Origin of the sequence: Burkholderia sp. B10, assembly GCF_004368385.1 — a bacterium.
Classification (GTDB): Bacteria; Pseudomonadota; Gammaproteobacteria; order Burkholderiales; family Burkholderiaceae; genus Burkholderia; species Burkholderia vietnamiensis.
This window is the reverse complement of the sequence record NZ_PQMX01000061.1, coordinates 18,127-35,687: the sequence shown is the minus strand read 5'-3', so window position 1 is coordinate 35,687 and position 17,561 is coordinate 18,127. Positions and strand designations below refer to the sequence as shown.

The 17,561-nt window shown below is 69.8% G+C and carries 15 protein-coding genes; 9 read left to right on the top strand and 6 right to left on the bottom strand.

The window, feature by feature from the left end; translation table 11 throughout:
• Positions 1-317 precede the first annotated feature (317 nt).
• Complete coding sequence (locus tag C3Y15_RS24470; RefSeq protein WP_221417822.1) at positions 318-1,331, top strand: sel1 repeat family protein; 1,014 nt, start codon at positions 318-320, stop codon at positions 1,329-1,331.
• 45 nt (positions 1,332-1,376) lie between these two features.
• The gene (locus C3Y15_RS24465) at positions 1,377-1,664 is read left to right on the top strand and encodes a PAAR domain-containing protein (protein ID WP_011881415.1); all 288 of its coding nucleotides are present in this window, start codon (positions 1,377-1,379) and stop codon (positions 1,662-1,664) included.
• A gap of 99 nt (positions 1,665-1,763) precedes the next feature.
• Here the strand turns inward: C3Y15_RS24465 and C3Y15_RS24460 are convergent, their stop codons facing one another.
• Positions 1,764-3,020 carry a cyanate transporter gene (locus tag C3Y15_RS24460; protein WP_059735651.1) on the bottom strand — a complete coding sequence of 419 codons (1,257 nt, stop codon included), beginning with the start codon at positions 3,018-3,020 and terminating at the stop codon, positions 1,764-1,766.
• Between the two features lie 159 nt (positions 3,021-3,179).
• A complete protein-coding gene (locus C3Y15_RS24455) occupies positions 3,180-4,037 on the bottom strand; it encodes a helix-turn-helix transcriptional regulator (RefSeq protein ID WP_014724503.1) in 858 nt (285 codons plus the stop codon).
• Between the two features lie 95 nt (positions 4,038-4,132).
• Between C3Y15_RS24455 and C3Y15_RS24450 the strand changes: the two genes are divergently transcribed.
• The gene (locus C3Y15_RS24450; RefSeq protein ID WP_069240594.1) at positions 4,133-5,026 is read left to right on the top strand and encodes an SDR family oxidoreductase; all 894 of its coding nucleotides are present in this window, start codon (positions 4,133-4,135) and stop codon (positions 5,024-5,026) included.
• Positions 5,027-5,270: 244 nt separating this feature from the next.
• Here C3Y15_RS24450 and C3Y15_RS24445 read toward each other — a convergent pair whose 3' ends face one another.
• Positions 5,271-6,647: an FAD-containing oxidoreductase gene (locus C3Y15_RS24445; protein WP_011881419.1), complete on the bottom strand. Its 1,377-nt coding sequence runs from the start codon at positions 6,645-6,647 to the stop codon at positions 5,271-5,273.
• Positions 6,648-6,873: 226 nt separating this feature from the next.
• Here C3Y15_RS24445 and C3Y15_RS24440 point away from each other — a divergent pair, with 226 nt between their 5' ends.
• The 5 genes from C3Y15_RS24440 (at position 6,874) to C3Y15_RS24420 (ending at position 12,729) form a co-directional block, all read left to right on the top strand.
• Positions 6,874-7,512 carry a LysE family translocator gene (locus C3Y15_RS24440; RefSeq protein ID WP_011881420.1) on the top strand — a complete coding sequence of 213 codons (639 nt, stop codon included), beginning with the start codon at positions 6,874-6,876 and terminating at the stop codon, positions 7,510-7,512.
• Positions 7,513-7,845: 333 nt separating this feature from the next.
• A complete protein-coding gene (locus C3Y15_RS24435) occupies positions 7,846-8,610 on the top strand; it encodes a DUF3348 domain-containing protein (RefSeq protein ID WP_011881421.1) in 765 nt (254 codons plus the stop codon).
• A gap of 10 nt (positions 8,611-8,620) precedes the next feature.
• A complete protein-coding gene (locus C3Y15_RS24430) occupies positions 8,621-11,428 on the top strand; it encodes a DUF802 domain-containing protein (protein WP_069246560.1) in 2,808 nt (935 codons plus the stop codon).
• A 3-nt stretch (positions 11,429-11,431) separates the two neighbouring features.
• Complete coding sequence (locus C3Y15_RS24425; RefSeq protein ID WP_014724507.1) at positions 11,432-12,076, top strand: OmpA family protein; 645 nt, start codon at positions 11,432-11,434, stop codon at positions 12,074-12,076.
• Positions 12,073-12,729, top strand: a complete 657-nt coding sequence (locus tag C3Y15_RS24420; protein WP_069246559.1) for a DUF2894 domain-containing protein — start codon at positions 12,073-12,075, stop codon at positions 12,727-12,729. Before C3Y15_RS24425 ends, C3Y15_RS24420 begins: the two co-directional genes overlap by 4 nt.
• A gap of 19 nt (positions 12,730-12,748) precedes the next feature.
• Here C3Y15_RS24420 and C3Y15_RS24415 read toward each other — a convergent pair whose 3' ends face one another.
• The 3 genes from C3Y15_RS24415 to C3Y15_RS24405 all read right to left on the bottom strand — a co-directional run bounded on the left by C3Y15_RS24415 (position 12,749) and on the right by C3Y15_RS24405 (position 16,722).
• The gene (locus C3Y15_RS24415) at positions 12,749-13,321 is read right to left on the bottom strand and encodes an NADPH-dependent FMN reductase (protein ID WP_045578240.1); all 573 of its coding nucleotides are present in this window, start codon (positions 13,319-13,321) and stop codon (positions 12,749-12,751) included.
• Positions 13,322-13,467: 146 nt separating this feature from the next.
• A complete protein-coding gene (locus C3Y15_RS24410; protein ID WP_069246558.1) occupies positions 13,468-14,751 on the bottom strand; it encodes an isoprenylcysteine carboxylmethyltransferase family protein in 1,284 nt (427 codons plus the stop codon).
• Positions 14,752-14,871: 120 nt separating this feature from the next.
• Positions 14,872-16,722 carry a collagen-like triple helix repeat-containing protein gene (locus C3Y15_RS24405; protein WP_124259902.1) on the bottom strand — a complete coding sequence of 617 codons (1,851 nt, stop codon included), beginning with the start codon at positions 16,720-16,722 and terminating at the stop codon, positions 14,872-14,874.
• Positions 16,723-17,094: 372 nt separating this feature from the next.
• Between C3Y15_RS24405 and C3Y15_RS24400 the strand changes: the two genes are divergently transcribed.
• Positions 17,095-17,493 (top strand): carboxymuconolactone decarboxylase family protein, encoded by a 399-nt coding sequence (locus C3Y15_RS24400; protein ID WP_059462085.1) that lies wholly within the window; start codon positions 17,095-17,097, stop codon positions 17,491-17,493.
• Positions 17,494-17,561 lie beyond the last annotated feature (68 nt).

Here is a 17,561-nt window from a genome sequence, read left to right as displayed (position 1 = left end):
GGTTGAGGGTGGGGCGGGGTTGTTGGTATGGCCGATCGTGCTGCGGGCTGGAAAGTCGTTCGAATCTCGGCAGGCGATTCCGCTGAATCGGACGGAGGTGAATCGCTTCGTGGCAGTGAGTGAATTCAGCACGTGGGCGTGGAACGACGATGGATGGATTTGATTGAGATGCGCCAGGCGGCGCGTTGGCGATGCCGCATTCGCGGCGGCGGTGGTAGGTGTGAAATAGATGCGACAAAATGGTGGCCCAACAGCCATACGCGTCGCTCGTGGCCTTCATGCGAGCTTCGAACACGATCGCCCGTTCCGACTGATTCATGAATCGATACGCCATCATCATTGGGCTTTCCTTGGTTGCCTGCGCCTGCTCGAAAAAGGAACCGCCGGGGACCGCTTTGCCCGACATGAGCGCCGTGCGCACGAATCTCGCTTTCAGCTGCACGCATCAGGCGGATCACCTGCCGCCGCTTGATCCGCAGGCAGAGGGCCTGTTTCTCTACGCGCGCTTTTTGGAGAAGCAGGACGGCACGAAAGATTTCAACGAGGTGGCGCGCTATTACCGGATCGCGGCGGCACATGGACACTACAAGGCCAATCAGAATCTCCAGTCGCTGATTTCCGACGGTTTGGCCGGTTCACCCGATGCACCGAAGGAAACGGTGGAGCTTGCCGTGCGACTGATCCAACAAGGCATCCCATCGGGCTACTACGACATCGGCCACTATCTCGAAACGGGGTACGGACTGGGGCAGGATGCCGAGACGGCACTGCGGTATTTCCGAAAGGCGGCCGATCTTGGAAACCCGGAGGCGCAGGCGTATGTGGCGCAATTACTGGCGCCGCTTGATAAGGCTCCGGAGATTGCCAGACAGATGCGCCAGTGTGCTACGGACCAGGGATCTGGTGAGGCCGCAAGCGCGTTGGGTATCGATTTGAGCGGCGATAAGCTGTATCCGGACGCGGTAAAGGCCTTTCAAAAAGGAGTGGAGGCGGGCAGTATTCAGTCAGCTTCCTTTCTGGGTAACGGCTTCAAGGCCCCGCCGCAAACCGACGGTTTATATTATCTCGCGCTGACCAATGATTCAGAGCGCTCGCGGAGATACCGCGCGATTCTGGAATTCCTGCGCTCGAACGACGGCCGCAACCCCAAACTCCCCGACATCGACAAAATCGTGCCCCTTCCGCCCGCAAAGCTCCCCCGGTGGGACGGCACATTCGAATGGCAGAAGGAGCAGGACGCCGCCGCCTCGCCACCGAAGCCGTCGGAAGCGACGGTCGATGCGATGGCGAAGGCCTACAATCTGGATCCGAAAACCGGTTTCCCGCTGTAAGAGAAAACCGGCAAGACATTGAATACCTGAACGAGGCAACGACAAATGACGCGATACATGATCCTCGACGGCGATCACACGACCGTGGCCGGAACCGTCCGCGCAACGGCAACGCCGTTCGAGCTTGGCGGCAGACACATCGCTCATGAAGGCGACGACGTGATCTGTCCCGCGTGCAAAACCGTCGGCAAGATTCAATGTGTCGGCCCGCGACAGCCGATGACGGGGCCGGACGGGCGGCCTGTGGCATTGAGCGATGACCTTTGTATCTGCAAGTGCGCCCCGCCGCCGAAGCTCGTCCCGTCTCAGCAAGTGATGTCGGTCGATGCGTGACGGTACGCAAGGCCGCCAATCGCATGGTGGTCGATACGTTCACGTCGCCACCCATGCGCGCCGCAGCGGCTCACGCGCCATATCGTCAAACTTGCCCGCTCAGCACGCCGCGCCGGTAATGCGCACCATGCTGCGCCGATAACCGGCGGGCGCGAACGCGGCGTTCAACGCGGCCATCGCCGCGACCACGCCGGCATGCGCCCACCACGCGATCGCGAAGCCGCCGCCCGCGTCGCGCAGCCAGCCGATCAGCCACGGGCTCGCGGCCACGATCAGGAACCCGACACCCTGCACGAACGCGGCAAGCGCACCGGCGAGTCGTGCGTCGGGAAGATGGTCGAGCGTGACGATCAGGCTCATCGAAAAGAAACCGCCGAGCCCGATGCCGACGCTGGCGACCCACAGCCATGGCGCAAGCGCGGGCATTGCCGCGAACCCGGCGAAGCCGGTCGCCTGCAACGCCAGCGTCGCCCACAGCACCGCACGCCGATCGTGCGCCCGTTTCGCGAGCAGCGGCATCGCCAGCGCGCCGGCCGCCTGGAACAGCGCCATCCATGCAAGCAGGTTGCCGCTCGCCTGCGCGCTCATGCCAGCGCTGCGATAGAACGCCGGCAGCCACGCGACGACGCTCGCATAGCCGCTGTTGCAGAGACCGAAGAACAGCGCCAGCTGCCATGCGCGCGGCACCCGCGCGAACGCGGCGACCGACGCCGGCACCGTGGCCGCGTGCGCTGCATGCACTGCATGCGCTCCGTGCGCTGCGTCACGCGGCGCATGCGTTCGCCACAACGTGAGCGTGACGAGCGCGGGTACGGCCCAGACGGCCAGCGACAGACGCCAGCCGCCGTGCGCGGCGAGCCACGGGCTCGTCATCGCGCCGAACGCCCCGCCGCCGACGAGCGCGGCCGAATAGACGCCCATCGCGAGCGGCAGCCGATCGACGAACCAGCGCTTCGCGAGGCCCGGCGTGAGCGCCTGGATCACCGCGACTCCGGCGCCAGCGACGATCGCGGTGACCACCAGCCCGCTGCCGCTGCCCGCCCACAACCGCGCGGTGCAGCCGGCGGCGATCAGCACCAGCGCGACCGTCAGCGCGCGTCGTTCGCCGACGCGCCGCGCGAGCCCCACGCCGCCCCCGGCGACGATGCCCATCAGCACGAACGGCAGGGTGGTCAGCAGCGCAGCCGCGCGAAAGCCGAGGCCGGTGTCGCTGCGCACGAAGTCGAGGACGGGGCCGAATGCAGTGAGGAACGGACGCAGGTTGATGCCGGCCAGCACCAGCAGCGCGAGCGCGCCATACGACATTGAAGCGGCGCGCGGACGGCAGGCGGCTTGCGCGGTGCAGCGGTCGGTCATCGAATTGCTCCAGGACGGGGCCTGCGGCCCCACGATGCGATGCCGAAAGGGTAAAGCTGCGCTGCGCCGCTTGAAAATTAAATATTCGACTGCCTGTCAGTGGGGAATCCGATGGCGCGTCCACGCCGCACGACAGCGCGTATGGGCGACGCCGCACCGCTACATGGCCGGCGCCTGCGCTGCACGAGCCTGCTCGCGCGCAGCGACGAGCGAACGGATGCTTGCGCGATCGGCCGCCGTCGTCGGCGTGAAGATCACGAGGCTCAAGTCCGCACGGCCGATCACGGCGAACGCCGAGTATTCGAGCGTGATCCGCCCCGCGTGCGGATGGCGGATCTCCTTCGTTCCTTCGTCGTGCGAGCGGATATCGTGGTCGCGCCACAGCGCGTCGAATTCGGCGCTCGTCGCGCGCATCTCGTCGATGAAGGCCTGGACGGCCTGGGTTGCGCCGCCGCGCGCGATGTCGGCGCGGAACGCGCCCACCGCGAACCGCGCGACGCGGTCCCAGTTCGGTTGCGCGTCGCGCACGCGCGGATCGACGAAGATCAGCCGCAGGATGTTGCGCGCGGCCGGCGGCAGCGTCGCATAGTCGGTCAGCGTCGCGGCGGCCGCGGCGTTCCATGCGACCACGTCCCAGGTCGCCGTGCGCACGATCGCGGGGCTCGCGTCGAGCGCATCGAGCACGTGCTGCAGGCGCGGCGTCACGCCGCTGCTCGCGTGATAACGCACTTCGGGCGGATGGCCGACGCCGAGCAGGAACAGATGCTCGCGTTCGGCGTCGTCGAGCAGCAAGGCACGGGCGAGCCGATCGAGCACGTCGGCCGACGGCGCGCCGCCGCGCCCCTGTTCGAGCCACGTGTACCACGCGGTGCTCACATGCGCGCGCTGCGCGACTTCCTCGCGCCGCAGGCCCGGCGTGCGGCGCCGCGTCGACGGCAGCCCGAGCGCGGCGGGGTCGAGTTTCTCGCGGCGGTCCCGAAGGTACGCGCCGAGCAGGTTGTCGGGGGCGTCAGCCATAGCCTGTTAGTTCGTTTACCGGTAAACCGTCACGTCTTCACCGCGCGCGGCGGCCGGCAGATAGTAAGCCTCCATTTCATCCGGAGGTGTTGAACATGCGTGTCTTCGTTACAGGAGCGTCGGGCTTCGTCGGCTCCGCGGTCGTTGCCGAACTCATGGCCGCCGGGCATGCGGTGCTCGGCCTCGCGCGTTCCGACGCCGCCGCGGCAGCGATCGCGGCCGCCGGCGCGCAGGTGCATCGCGGGTCGCTCGAGGATGCCGACAGCCTGACGCGCGGCGCCGAGTCCGCCGACGCGGTCATCCATACGGGATTCAATCACGACTTCTCGCGCTTCGCTGAAAACTGCGAACTCGACCGCCGCGCGATCGAGACGATCGGCGCGGTGCTGGAAGGGTCGGCGCGGCCGCTCGTCGTCACGTCGGGGCTCGCGCTGGTGGCACCGGGCCGCGCGGCGACCGAGGACGATCCGCACGTGCCGGTGTCGGCGGCCTATCCGCGCGCGTCGGAAGCGACGGCGCACGCGCTCGAAGCGCGCGGCGTGCATGCGTCCGTCGTGCGCCTGCCGCCGTCGGTGCACGGCGACGGCGACCACGCGTTCGTGCCGCGCCTGATCGCGTTCGCACGCGAGCGACGGGTATCCGCTTACGTCGGCGAGGGCGAGAACCGCTGGCCGGCCGTGCATCAGCTGGACGCGGCGCGCGTGTACCGGCTCGCGGTCGAGCGCGGTGCGCGCGGCGCACGCTACCACGCGGTCGACGACACGGGCGTGCCGTTTCGCGAGATCGCGACCGTGATCGGCCGGCGGCTCGATCTGCCCGTTGCGTCGATCTCGGCCGAGCAGGCGCGCGAGTACTTCGGCTGGTTCGCGACGTTCGTCGGAATGGATGCGCCCGCAACCAGCGAGCGCACGCGCGCGGCGCTCGGCTGGGCGCCGACGCAGCCGGGGCTGTTGGCCGACATCGACCGGCCGCAGTACTTCGCGAGCTGACGCACGCGCGAGCAGCGCATGCGGCGCGCGTGTCGCGGCGCATCGCTGCGATGACGCTTCGATCCCCGGACATTCGGGCGCACGGGTAGTCGGGCACCCGGATGTTCGGACTGTCAGACGCCCGTGCCGAACCGCCGAGCCGCCGACCCCACCACCCGCCGTAAGGCACTCCCTGCACCGGCCGGCTGTGGCCAAGCCGTCGAGCCGAAAACGCGCGTTCAAGCGACACCGACGTCGGCGCCCCTCATTCCACCGGATGCAGATCCTGCAGCAGCGTCGGCACGAGTTCGGACACGGTCGGATGGATATGCATCGCGCGGCTGATGGTCGTATAAGGCGCGCGCGCGGCCATCACGTCGAGCAGCCCGTGCACGACTTCGTCGCCGGTCACGCCGAGGATCGACGCGCCCAGCAGCGCGTGGTCGTCCGCATCGACGATCACCTTCATGAAGCCGAGGCTCTCACCTTTTTCGACCGCGCGGCCGACGCGCGTCATCGGCCGCGTGCCGACCAGCAGCCGGCGGCCGGTCTGCCTCGCCTGCGCGAGCGTCATCCCGACGCGGCCGAGCGGCGGATCGATGTACAGCGCATAGGCTGGAATGCGGTCGGACACTTTGCGCGGATCGTCGTCGAGCAGGTTCGCCGCGACGATCTCGTAGTCGTTGTACGCGGTGTGCGTGAACGCGCCGCGTCCGTTGCAGTCGCCGAGCGCCCAGATGCCCGGGACGTTGGTGCGCAATTGCTCGTCGACGGCGATGTAGCCGCGCGAGTCCGTCGCGACGCCGGCCCGTTCGAGGCCGAGATCGTCGGTGTTCGGCACGCGGCCCACTGCCAGCAGCAGATGCGAGCCGGCCACTTCGCGGCCGCCGCCGTCGCAATCGAGGCCGACCACGACGCGCTCGCCGTCGCGTCGCGCGCGCAGGCAGTTCGCGCCGAGCTGCACGTCGATGCCTTCGCCGGCGAGGATCTCCTGCACGGCCTGCGAGACGTCGTCGTCCTCGCGCTGGATCAGGCGCGGCCCTTTCTCGACGATGGTGACCCGCGCGCCGAAGCGGCGGTACATCTGACCGAACTCGAGCCCGATGTAGCTGCCGCCGACGATCACCAGATGCTCGGGCACGAAATCGACGTCCATCATCGTCGAGTTGGTCAGGTACGGCACCGTGTCGAGGCCCGGTATCGGCGGAATCTGCGCGCGGCCGCCGACGTTGATGAAGATCCGCTCGGCCTGGAGCAACGCGTCGCCGACGCGCACCGTGTCGGCCTGCTCGAAGCGGGCATGACCCTGCAACACGGTCGTATGGTCGAGCCCGCGCACCCATTGCTCGACGCCGTGGTTCGAGCGGCCGGCGATCGCGTCCTTGCGCGCCTTCACGGCCTTCATGTCGACGCTGACCGGGCCGGCCGACACGCCGTATTCGTGCGCGCGCCGCGCGAGGTGCGCCGCGTAGGCGCTGGCGATCAGCGTCTTGGTCGGAATGCAGCCGGTGTTCACGCAGGTGCCGCCGAACCGGCCGCGCTCGACGATCGCGACTTTCATGCCGGCGCCCGCGAGGCGCGCGGCGAGTGGCGGCCCGGCTTGCCCGGTGCCGATGACGATCGCGTCGAAGTGTTGCGTCATGACGTCCTCCTGCGCTGGTTCAACGTGGGAACGGAGCGCGCAAGCCGCATGCCGGGCCGGCGCGCGCGAACGGCGGCGAGCGCCCATGGTAGACCGGTTGGCGCCGCCCCGCACGTGCGGCCGCGCTTTCGGCGGCCCGCGAAGCGTGCCAGAATCGGTGGCTTCCCGGTCCGGGACGGACGCGCAGGCGCCGGCGTCGCGGCGTCGCAAGGCAAAGGAGACTTCGATGACTGCATCGGCTGCCGTACTCGCCATTCTGGCTGCGCTCTGGCTCGGCGCGATGATTCCGGGCCCCAGCTTCGTGCTGGTCGCCCGCAATTCGATCGGGCTGTCGCGCCGCGACGGGCTCGCAACCGCGCTCGGCATGGGCGTGGGCGGCATCGCGTTCGGCGGCGTCGCGCTCGCCGGGCTCTATACGCTGCTGCAGGCGGTCGAGTGGTTGTATGTCGCCCTCAAGCTGGCGGGCGGCGCGTATCTGATCTACATGGCGTCGAAGATCTGGCGCGGCGCGGACCGGCCGATCGCGATGGACGATCCGCGGGCCGGCGCGGCGGGCAGCGCGCGCAAGTCGTTCCTGGCCGGCCTCACGACCCAGCTGAGCAACCCGAAGACTGCGATCTGGTACGGCAGCATCTTCGCGGCGCTGCTGCCGCAACATCCGCCGCTGTGGTGCTACCTGGCGCTGCCGCCGCTTGTGTTCGCGGTCGAGTTCGGCTGGTACACGATCGTCGCGCTGTGCTTCTCCACCCGCCGGCCGCGCGAGCTGTATCTCCGGGCGAGGAAATGGGTCGACCGCATCGCGGCCGGTGCGATCGCGCTGCTCGGGCTGCGGCTGATCCTGAACGCGCCGAAGGCCGGGATCTGACGCGACGCGCGGTTGGCGAATCCGCCATGCACTGACTCCCCGTCACCACGGCCGGCCGATGGTCCGGCTGCGAGCGATCGCGTTCGGCACGAGTAAGGCTCATGGAACCCGTTCGACCGTCGTCGCGAGCCCGGCCGGCTTGCTCGCCGGCGGCCAGCAGCCGCCGCGCGGTGCGGTGCCGTCCCGGCCGGCGCGCCCGCGATCGGCTCGCGAGCCTTGTGCGGCGGGCGTTCCCGCCGGCCGCACGCGGTGCGGTGCCGCATCGCTTTCCCGATTCTGGCGGGCGACCGCGCGACGACGTGTAAACTGCTGCCTTTTTTGACGGTTTGCAGCATGGTGCAAGCACCTCCGCGCCCGGCGCTGAGCGGCCCGACGCTCGTCCGGCTGCTCGCGCGCCTGACCGATGCCGACGTCGCGGAATCCCGGCAGACGCTGTCGGACCGCCTGAGCCAATGGCTCGGCTGGACCGACGCGATCACGCTGTCGTCGGCACTGAATGCGAACCCGCCCGCTGTCGCGGCCGGCGTGCGCGGCTACGACGCCGAGCGCGACAGCGCGCGCGTGCGCCACGACCTCGCGCAGGCGATCACGGGCGCCCTTCGGCCGCGCACGCGGCGGCGCGCCGGCGAGATGCCGCCGCCGCCCGCCGACACGGCCGATTTCGCGGACTTCCGCCAGCAGTGTCTGTCCCTGCAGCAGGAGATGGAGACGGCGATCGGCCAGTTGCGCGCGCGCCTGCGCGTCGCGCTCGCCGCGCGTTCGTCCGCGCTGGCGCGGCTCGCGACGCTCGACGCGATCATGGAGCGCGTGCTCGGCGCGCGCGAGCGCAGCCTGCTGGGCGCCGTGCCCGCGTTGCTCGGCACGCGCTTCGAGCGGCTGCGCGACGCGGAGCGGCAGGCGCTCGCCGACGCGCAAGCAGCGGCCGATGCCGATGCCGATGCCGCGCCCGACGCGCCGAGCCCCGCGCCGGTCACGCCGGTCGTGCCGGGTACGTGGCTCGACACGTTCCGCGACGAGATGCAAAGCATCCTGCTGGCCGAACTCGAAGTCCGGTTTCAAACGGTGGACGGGCTGCTCGCGGCCCTTCGCACCAGCTAATTCCCAAGCTATGTCCAGAATTCGTCTTGATCTCGTTGTGTTCATCGCCGGCCTGCTCGCAGTGGGCTGGATCGGCGCCGGCTATGTCGCGTCGAACCCGCTTGCGGCCGCCGTCACGCTGCTGATCGGCGCGTGCTACGTCGCCGGTGCGTGGGAGCTGCAGCGTTACCGGCAGGCCACGGCCACGCTGACGCGCGCGGTGGCCGGCTTGACCGAGCCGCCGGCGACGCTCGACACGTGGCTCGATACGCTGCACCCCGGGCTGCGCGGCGCGGTGCGCGCGCGCGTCGAGGGCGCGCGCGTCGCGCTGCCGGGTCCGGCGCTGACGCCTTATCTCGTCGGCCTGCTCGTGCTGCTCGGCATGCTCGGCACGCTGCTCGGGATGGTCGTGACATTGAAAGGCACGGGCGCCGCGCTCGAAAGCGCCACCGACCTCGATGCGATTCGCGCGTCGCTGATCGCGCCCGTCAAGGGCCTCGGTTTCGCGTTCGGCACGTCGATCGCGGGTGTCGCGACGTCCGCGATGCTCGGCTTGCTGTCGGCGCTCGTGCGGCGCGAACGCATCGAGGCAGCGCAGCTGCTCGACGCGAAGATCGCGACGACGCTGCGCGTGCACTCGTCCGCGCATCAGCGCGACGAATCGTTCCGGCTGCTGCAGCGCCAGGCCGACGTGATGCCCGCGCTGGTCGACCGGCTGCACACGATGATGACGGCGCTCGACGCACGCAGCGCCGCGTTGCACGATCGCCAGATCGAAAGCCAGCACGCCTTCTTCGAGCGCACCGAGCGCGCGTATGCGGGCCTTGCCGCGAACGTCGGCGACGCGTTGAAGGAGAGCGCCGCCGAAAGCGCGCGCGTGGCCGGCGCTGCGCTGCAGCCGGTCGTCGCCGCGACGATGACGGGGCTCGCGCAGGAGATGGCCGCGCTGCGCGACACAGTGACGGGCGCGGTGCAGCGCCAGCTCGACGCGCTGGCCGGCGGCTTCGAGCAAACCACCGCCGACGTGACGGCCGCGTGGGGCCGCGCGCTCGACGAGCAGCGCCGCGCCGGCGACGCCGTAGCGCAGCAGCTGCAGACGACGCTCGGCCGGTTCACCGACACCTTCGCGCAGCGTTCGAGCGATCTGCTCGACGGCGTCGCGACGCGCCTCGAGTCCACCGAAGGCCGTCTGTCCGACGCGTGGCGCGATGCGCTCGCGCAGCAGCAGCAGGTCGGCGACGCGCTGGCCGACCGGCATGCGCGCGCGCTCGGCGAAGCCGCGGCCACGTTCGAACGACACTCGGCGGCCGCGCTCGTCGCGATGCGCGACGCGCACGCGGGGTTGCAGACGCAACTGGCTGCACGCGACGAGCAGCGTCTGGCCGCATGGAACGCATCGCTCGCCGCGATGGCCGCGAAGCTCGGCGACGAATGGCAGCGGGCGGGCGTGCACAGCGCGGGCCGTCAGCAGGAGATCTGCGATGCGCTCGCACAGACCACGCGCGATCTGACCGCGCAGGCGGCGACGTTCGAGCAACGCTCGAACGATCTGCTGTCGACGATTCGCGATTCGCACGCGGGCCTGCAAACGCAACTCGCCGCACGCGACGAGGAGCGTCTGGCTGCATGGAACGCATCGCTCGCCGCGATGGCCGCGAAGCTCGGCGACGAATGGCAGCGTGCGGGCGTGCACAGCGCAGGCCGTCAGCAGGAAATCTGCGATGCGCTCGCACAGACCACACGCGATCTGACCGCGCAAGCCGCGACGTTCGAACGACGCTCGAACGATCTACTGTCGACGATTCGCGATTCGCACACAGGCTTGCAAACGCAACTGGCCGCACGCGACGAGGAGCGTCTGGCCGCATGGAACGCATCGCTCGCCGCGATGGCCGCGAAGCTCGGCGACGAATGGCAGCGCGCGGGCGTGCACAGCGCGGGCCGTCAGCAGGAGATCTGCGATGCGCTCGCACAGACCACACGCGATCTGACCGCGCAAGCGGCGACGTTCGAACGACGCTCGAACGATCTGCTGTCGACGATTCGCGATTCGCACGCGGGCCTGCAAACGCAGCTCGCCGCACGCGACGAGGAGCGTCTGGCCGCATGGAGCGACTCGCTGGCGGCCCTGGCCGCCGCGCTGCGTGACGAATGGGCGCAGACGAGCGCCCAAGCGGCGACGCGCCAGCAGGACATCTGCGACACGCTGGCGCGCACCGCGAACGCGATCACCGCACAGGCGCAGGCGCACGCGAGCGACACGATCAACGAAATCTCGCGCCTCGTGCAGGCCGCATCGGAAGCGCCGAAGGCCGCGGCGGACGTCGTCGCCGAATTGCGCCAGCGCCTGTCCGACAGCATGGTGCGCGACACGGCGATGCTCGACGAGCGCAGCCGCCTGCTCGCGACGCTCGAAACCCTGCTCGGCGCGGTCAATCACGCATCGACCGAGCAGCGCACCGCGATCGACGCGCTCGTCAGCACGTCGGCCGATCTGCTCGAACGCGTCGGCGCGCGCTTCAACGACGCCGTCGATGCCGAGACGCGCAAGCTCGATTCCGTGGCGGCGCAGGTGACGGCGGGCGCGGTCGAGGTCGCGAGCCTCGGCGATGCGTTCGGCGCGGCCGTGCAGGTGTTCGGCGAATCGAACGACAAGCTGCTGAGCCATCTGCAACGCATCGAGGCCGCGCTCGAGAAATCGCTCGCGCGCAGCGACGAGCAGCTCGAGTACTACGTCGCGCAGGCGCGCGAGGTGATCGACCTGAGCATGATGTCGCAGAAGCAGATCGTCGAGGATCTGCAGCAGATTGCCGGTCGGCGCGCATCGGTCGGAGCGTAAGACATGCATGACGAAATCGACGACGGCGCGCCCGCCGCGCCGGTCTGGCCCGCGTTCGCCGACCTGATGTCGGTGCTGCTCGGCGCCTTCGTGCTGATCCTCGTCGGCGTGATCGGCATGCAATTGCAGCTGACGTCGAAGCTCGAGGAAGCCGTGCGCGCGCGCCGGCAGGAAGCGCAGCAGCGCGCGTCGCTGGAGCAGGCGCTCGCGGGGCCGCTCGCGGCCGGTCGCGTGACGCTCGTGAACGGGCGCATCGGGATCAGCGGCAACGTGCTGTTCGCGTTGAACTCGGACCAGTTGCAGCCGGCCGGCCGCGATCTGCTGAAGACGCTGGCCGGGCCGCTCGCCGCGTACCTGAAGACGCGCGACGAGATCCTGATGGTCAGCGGCTTCGCCGACGACCAGCAGGTGCGCGCCGGCAACCGCCTGTTCGCGGACAACTGGGAGTTGTCGGCGAAGCGCGCGCTGACCGTCACGCGCGCGCTGATCGACGCCGGCGTGCCGGCGCCGTCGGTGTTCGCGGCGGCGTTCGGCTCGCAGCAGCCGGTCAGCTCGAACGCCGACGACGAAGGCCGCGCGAAGAACCGCCGCGTGGAGATTGCGCCGGTGCCGCGCAAGAGCGCGTCGAATGGAGGAACGGCGAAGTGACGGTGGACGCGACGCAGGTGCGCGCGATGCTCGACGCATGGCGTGAGCAGCGCGCCGACCGGCTCGACCCGGTGCGCTTCCATCGGCTCGATGCGCTCGCCAAACGCGCGGCCGCGCTGGACGGCGATGCGCGCGCGCTGCTCGACGCGCGGTTCGCGACGCTGCTCGACGCGTTCGCCGCGATCGTGGCGCGCGCGAGCGAAGGCATAAACGTAGCTGCAACCGCAACCGCAGCTGCGTGCGACAGCGCGCATGCCGGCGCGCAGGGGCCTGCGCGCGGCGCACTCGCCGGGCTCGTCGCGCGGCTCGCGCGCGATGCGCAGGCCGACCGGCGCGGGATCGATCCCGAGCTGATCGACTACTTCCGCGCGACGTGGTCGAAGGTCCGCACCGAGCAGCAGTACCGCCAGTCGCTCGACCAGGTGCCGCGCAACGCGGGACCGCTCAATTCGAACAGCCTCGTGCATCGGTCGCTCGCGACGATGCGCGAGCTGTCACCCGACTACCTGCAGCAGTTCCTGTCGTATATCGATGCGCTGGCATGGCTCGAGGATCTGGCCGGCGGCCCGCCGCCCGACAAGGATGCGCCGCGCGCCAAGGCAGCGAAGTCCGGCAAGCCCGCGAAGAAAGTCGCGCGGGTGAGGGCGCGATGACGCCCGTTGCGGTGCTTCGCTAGCGGCTCGGCGTCTGCGCGTCGATCGTCGCGCGCAGTGCGAGCAGCGCATCGGTCAGCGCCGGCGCGAAGTGCGGATGCGCGGCGATACCGGCCGCATCGAGCCCGCTGCCGAGGATCGGTAGCGCGATCGACGCGCGCTCGACGATGCATGCGGACATCACCGCCAGCGTTTCCCGCAGCGCCGCGTCCGCGTGCGTCGCGCGCGGCGACGCGTTCAGTACCGCGACCGGCTTGTACACGACCGCCTCGCATCCGACGATCCAGTCCAGCGCGTTCTTCATCACGCCCGTCACGCCGTGCGCGTATTCCGGGCTCGCGATCAGCACGCCGTGCGCCGCGTTCAGCCGTTCGATCAAGTCGTGCACCGCGGGCGGCGTCGGAGATTTGATATCCGGATTGAACAGTGGAAACTCGCCGAGCCGTTCGAAGCGCACGATGCGCATCCCGTGCGGTGCGACGCGGGCCGCCGCATCGAGCAGCGCTGCGTTGTGCGATTGGGCGCGCAGGCTGCCGCACAGCGCGATGATGTCGACGCGGTGCGCGCGATCGGTTCGGGGTTCGTCGGCCATCGGCGGGTGGGTTGGCGGTGTAGGGGCGCGGCGTCGTCGCGTGGGTTCGACGGATTATCGCACCGGTGCGCGTTCGGGGCGCGCCGGCGCGAAGCGCGGATGCGCGCCGCTCATCGAACCGACGATCGCCGCCGCGTTACACGGCCTCACACCGCCGCGCGCATACCCAACGCGTGCCGCATCCGCGCAAACAACCCGTGCTGCGCGATCCATTCCGCATACGCGCGATAGTCCGGATCGCGCATCAGATGCCGTTCTTCCGTCTTCGCGCGCGTGTAGTAGATCAGGTTCACCGCGACGAGCCCCGCACAGTGCATCAGCGCGACCTGCCAGCCGAGCGGCTCGACGAACGGCACCGATACCATCCAGTACGACAGGTTCTTCGTGATGTAGGCCGGATGCTTCGTGAACCGGTACGGGCCCGACGTGATGATCCCGCGGTTCGTGAGATTCGAGAACCGCAGCCCGAACGAGATCGTCGACAGCGCGTAGGTCATCAGCAACAAGATGATCGCGCCGCCCCAGATCACGCGCAGCGTCGGCGCGGACAGCAGCCAGTTGTCCCAGAACAGCGAGCCTTCGTAGCGGATGTAGTTGTTCGAGATCAGCGACCAGAACGGCTGATAGCAGATCAGCGCGGCGCCCCAGCCGAGCGTGGTCGGCTCGACGGTGCGAACGTGGCTGTCGAGAATGCGGAACGTGCACAGGTAGCCGACGGTGCCGAACATCAGGTCCATCGTGAACGACAGGTCGTACAGGAACACGAAGGTCGCGAGCGTCATCGGTGCGTGCAGCGCGTTCGCGAGCGATGCGCTCAGGTGATCGGCGTCCTTCGACAGGTACACGGTCATCAGCGGCAGGAAGAACGCCTTCACGCCCCAGCCGGCGAGCATCTCGCGCACGGGCTGCCAGCTCGCCGGCTGCTCGCGACGCAACAGATAGCGGCCCCACAGCAGGTAGGCGTCGTCGGTGTCGCGCTGGTGGCGGTCCATCCACGCGAAGTAGAACGGCGCCGCGACGATCACATAGGGCGCCAGCGAGCGCAGCAGCGACCAGAACGGCAGATAGAACGCGCCGTGATATTCGGGGAGCAGCCAGTAGATCGCGCCGATGCCCGCGTAGATCGACGTGAGCGCGCCGAGGCGCGTCGCGACGCGCGCGAGCCCCAGCGGGCGCAGTGCCTGCCGCGACAGCCCGGCGCTCGGGCGCAGATACACGCGCGAGACGAAGATTTCGTGCAGCGCGATCGTGCCGATGATCGCGACGCTCGCGATCACGGCGCGGGTCGCCGCGTCGAGCGCCGGCTGGTCGCGCGTGACCCACAGCGCGACCAGCCCGGCCGCGATGCCGAGCAGCCCGGCGCGAAACGGCGTGGCGGAGCGCGGCGGACGATCGTGGACTGCTGCAATGCCGTCGATGGTGGAATTCATGATCGGATCCTCGTCGGGAGGTGGGCCGGCGTCCCCGCTTGGCGGATGACGCCGGCCGTCGGCCGGGCTCCGTATCGGAATGGGCCCGGCCACTGGCCTGTCGTTCTGATGGGTGAAGCGTTACTTCTTCGGCGCGGTGGCGCCGAGCAGACCGCCGAGCAGGTTCGTCACCGGCGCGAGCAGGTTGGTCGCGCCGCCCGCGGTGCTGCCCGAACTGCCGGACAGGCCGGCCGTCACGGTGCCGCTGCCGGACGGCGTCGTCACCGTCCCGACCGCGCCGCCCGGGCTCGCCGTGCCGACAGCGCCGAGCGCACCGGTCGGCGACGTCAACGAACCCGTCAGCGTGCCGACCGGGCCGCTCGTCAGCGCGCCGCCGAGGTTGCCGGTCACGCCGCCGCCGGGCGTCGTCACCGTGCCGGTGAGGCTGGCGCCGAGCGGCGTCAGCGCGTTCACGAGGCCCGTGACCGGCGCCAGCAAGCCGCCGACGCCCGCGCCACCGTTGCCGCCGGTGCCGCTGGTACCACCCGTACCGCTCGAACCGATGCCGCCGAGCGTGCCCGTCACGGTGCCGAGCAGCGCGGTGATCGGGGCGAGCGGGTTGGTGCCGCTCGTTCCACTCGTCCCGCTCGTTCCGCTGGTGCCGCCCGAGCCGCTCGAACTGCTGCCGCCGCCGAGCCCGCCCGTCAACGTGCCGAGCAGGCCGGTGATCGGCGCGAGCGGGTTCGTGCCGCTGCTGGAACTGCCGCTGCCGCCGTACAGCAGGCCGCCGGCCGATGCCACCGTGTTGCCGAGCTGCGCGACGGTATTGCCGGTGCTCGCGCCGACGGGGTTGCCGGTCGTGCTGCCGATCTGCGAGCCCGCGAGGCCCAGGCCGCTGCCGAGTGTGCCGAGCAGCCCGTTGAGCGGGGCGCCGAGCAGCGTCGCGCCGCCGAGCGTCTGCGTGGCGCCGGGCGTCGTGGCACCGCCGGTCAGCGTGTTGGTGATCGGATTGATCACGCTGCCGAGCTGCGTTTCGAGCTGCTGGACCGGTGCGCTGCTCAGCGCCGTGTTCAACGCCGACGCGGTGGAGTTCACCGCGGTGCCGACCGTGTTGACGAGGCTGCCGACCAGCGTCGTCGCCGGCGCGAGCGGCGACAGCGGACCGCTGCCGAGGCTCGTCACCGCGTTGCCGAGATTGTTGACCGCGCCGCCCGCGCCGGTCAGCAGGCCGGTGGTCGACGTGAGCGTCGGGCCGAGCGGGTTCGGCGACACGCCGATCGAGCCGAGGCCCGCCGCGATGCCGCTGCCGAGCGACTGCACGCCGTTGCCGAGGCTCGTGACCGCGTTGCCGACGCTGGCGGCCGTCGTCGGGTTCGTGCCGGGCACTTGCACGCCGCCGATCTGCGAGCCGCCGTTCGCGACGGTGGTGCCGAGTGCGGTGACCAGCGTGCCGGTTTGCTGAAGGACGTTGCCGAGCGGGGTGGTGGCGGTGCCCGAAGTGCCGGAAGTACCCGAAGTACCCGAAGTACCCGAAGTACCCGAAGTACCCGAAGTACCCGAAGTACCCGAAGTACCCGAAGTGCCCGAAGTGCCCGAAGTGCCGGAAGTGCCCGAAGTGCCGGAAGTGCCGGAAGTGCCCGAAGTGCCCGAAGTGCCCGAAGTGCCCGAAGTGCCCGAAGTGCCCGAAGTGCCGGAAGTGCCCGAAGTGCCCGAAGTACCCGAAGTACCCGAAGTACCCGAAGTACCCGAGGTACCCGAGGTACCCGAGGTACCCGAGGTACCCGAAGTGCCGGAAGTACCCGAAGTGCCCGAGCTACCGCCGCCCGACGTACCCGACGAACCGCCGCCCGACGTCCCGGACGTCCCGGACGTCCCCGACGTGCTCGGCTTGATCGACGGCGTCACCGGCCCGTCGACCGATCCGCAGCCATACAGCGTGACGACCGACAAGGCGGCCAGCGCCACCGTCGTTTTCTTGAAGTAATGATGCATGTTGGCCTCGACATTGGAAGTTGTGTCCGAGCCAACACTGCAAATTCCGCGCCACGACATGTTGTGCGCGATCCATGCGCGCTTTGTTGCGGGAATCGGGAAGATTGCGGTGATTTAAACGGGGGAAGGCAGGTTTCCGCGAGACGGCGCCGCGTGCTGCACGCATCGCCCGCCGCGGTGTTCCCGCCAGTCGCCGTAACGCCGGGCCGGATGTTACGTAGCGCCCTGCCCGCCGTCGCGCGTGCCCGGCCGGCGCGATCCGCGACGCCTTTGACGAAACGCCCGTACGCCGCGAACATCACGCGAAACCCACCGGAAACCCACCAGGCCGCAGGCGACGCCGAAGCGGCCCACTTCGAACAGGACATCGACATGAGCGAACAGGACAGGGAGCAGGGCAAGGCGCGCCGCGCGGCGGTGATGGGCGACGCTTTCGTCGAACGCGCGATGCGCGATCTCGACGGTTTTTCGCGTCCGCTGCAGAACTGGCTGAACGAGCACGCGTGGGGCAGCACGTGGCAACGCGGCGGCATCGACCTGAAGACGCGCAGCCTCTGCACGTGCGCGATGCTCGCGGCGCTCGGCCGCAGCACGGAGCTGAGGGGCCACGTGCGCGGCGCGCTCAACAACGGCGCGAGCCTCGTCGAGATCCGCGAGGTGCTGCTGCACAGCGCGCTCTACGCGGGCGCGCCGGCCGCAGTGGAGGCGTTTCGCAGCGCGCGCGAGGTCATCGCCGAGCTTGGATTGTCATTGCCCGACGACGAAGCCTGAGCCGCGTCGCCGAAGCGGGCCGCGGGCGCGCATGCGCCGCCGCGGCGTCACCGCGCGCGACGCGCGGC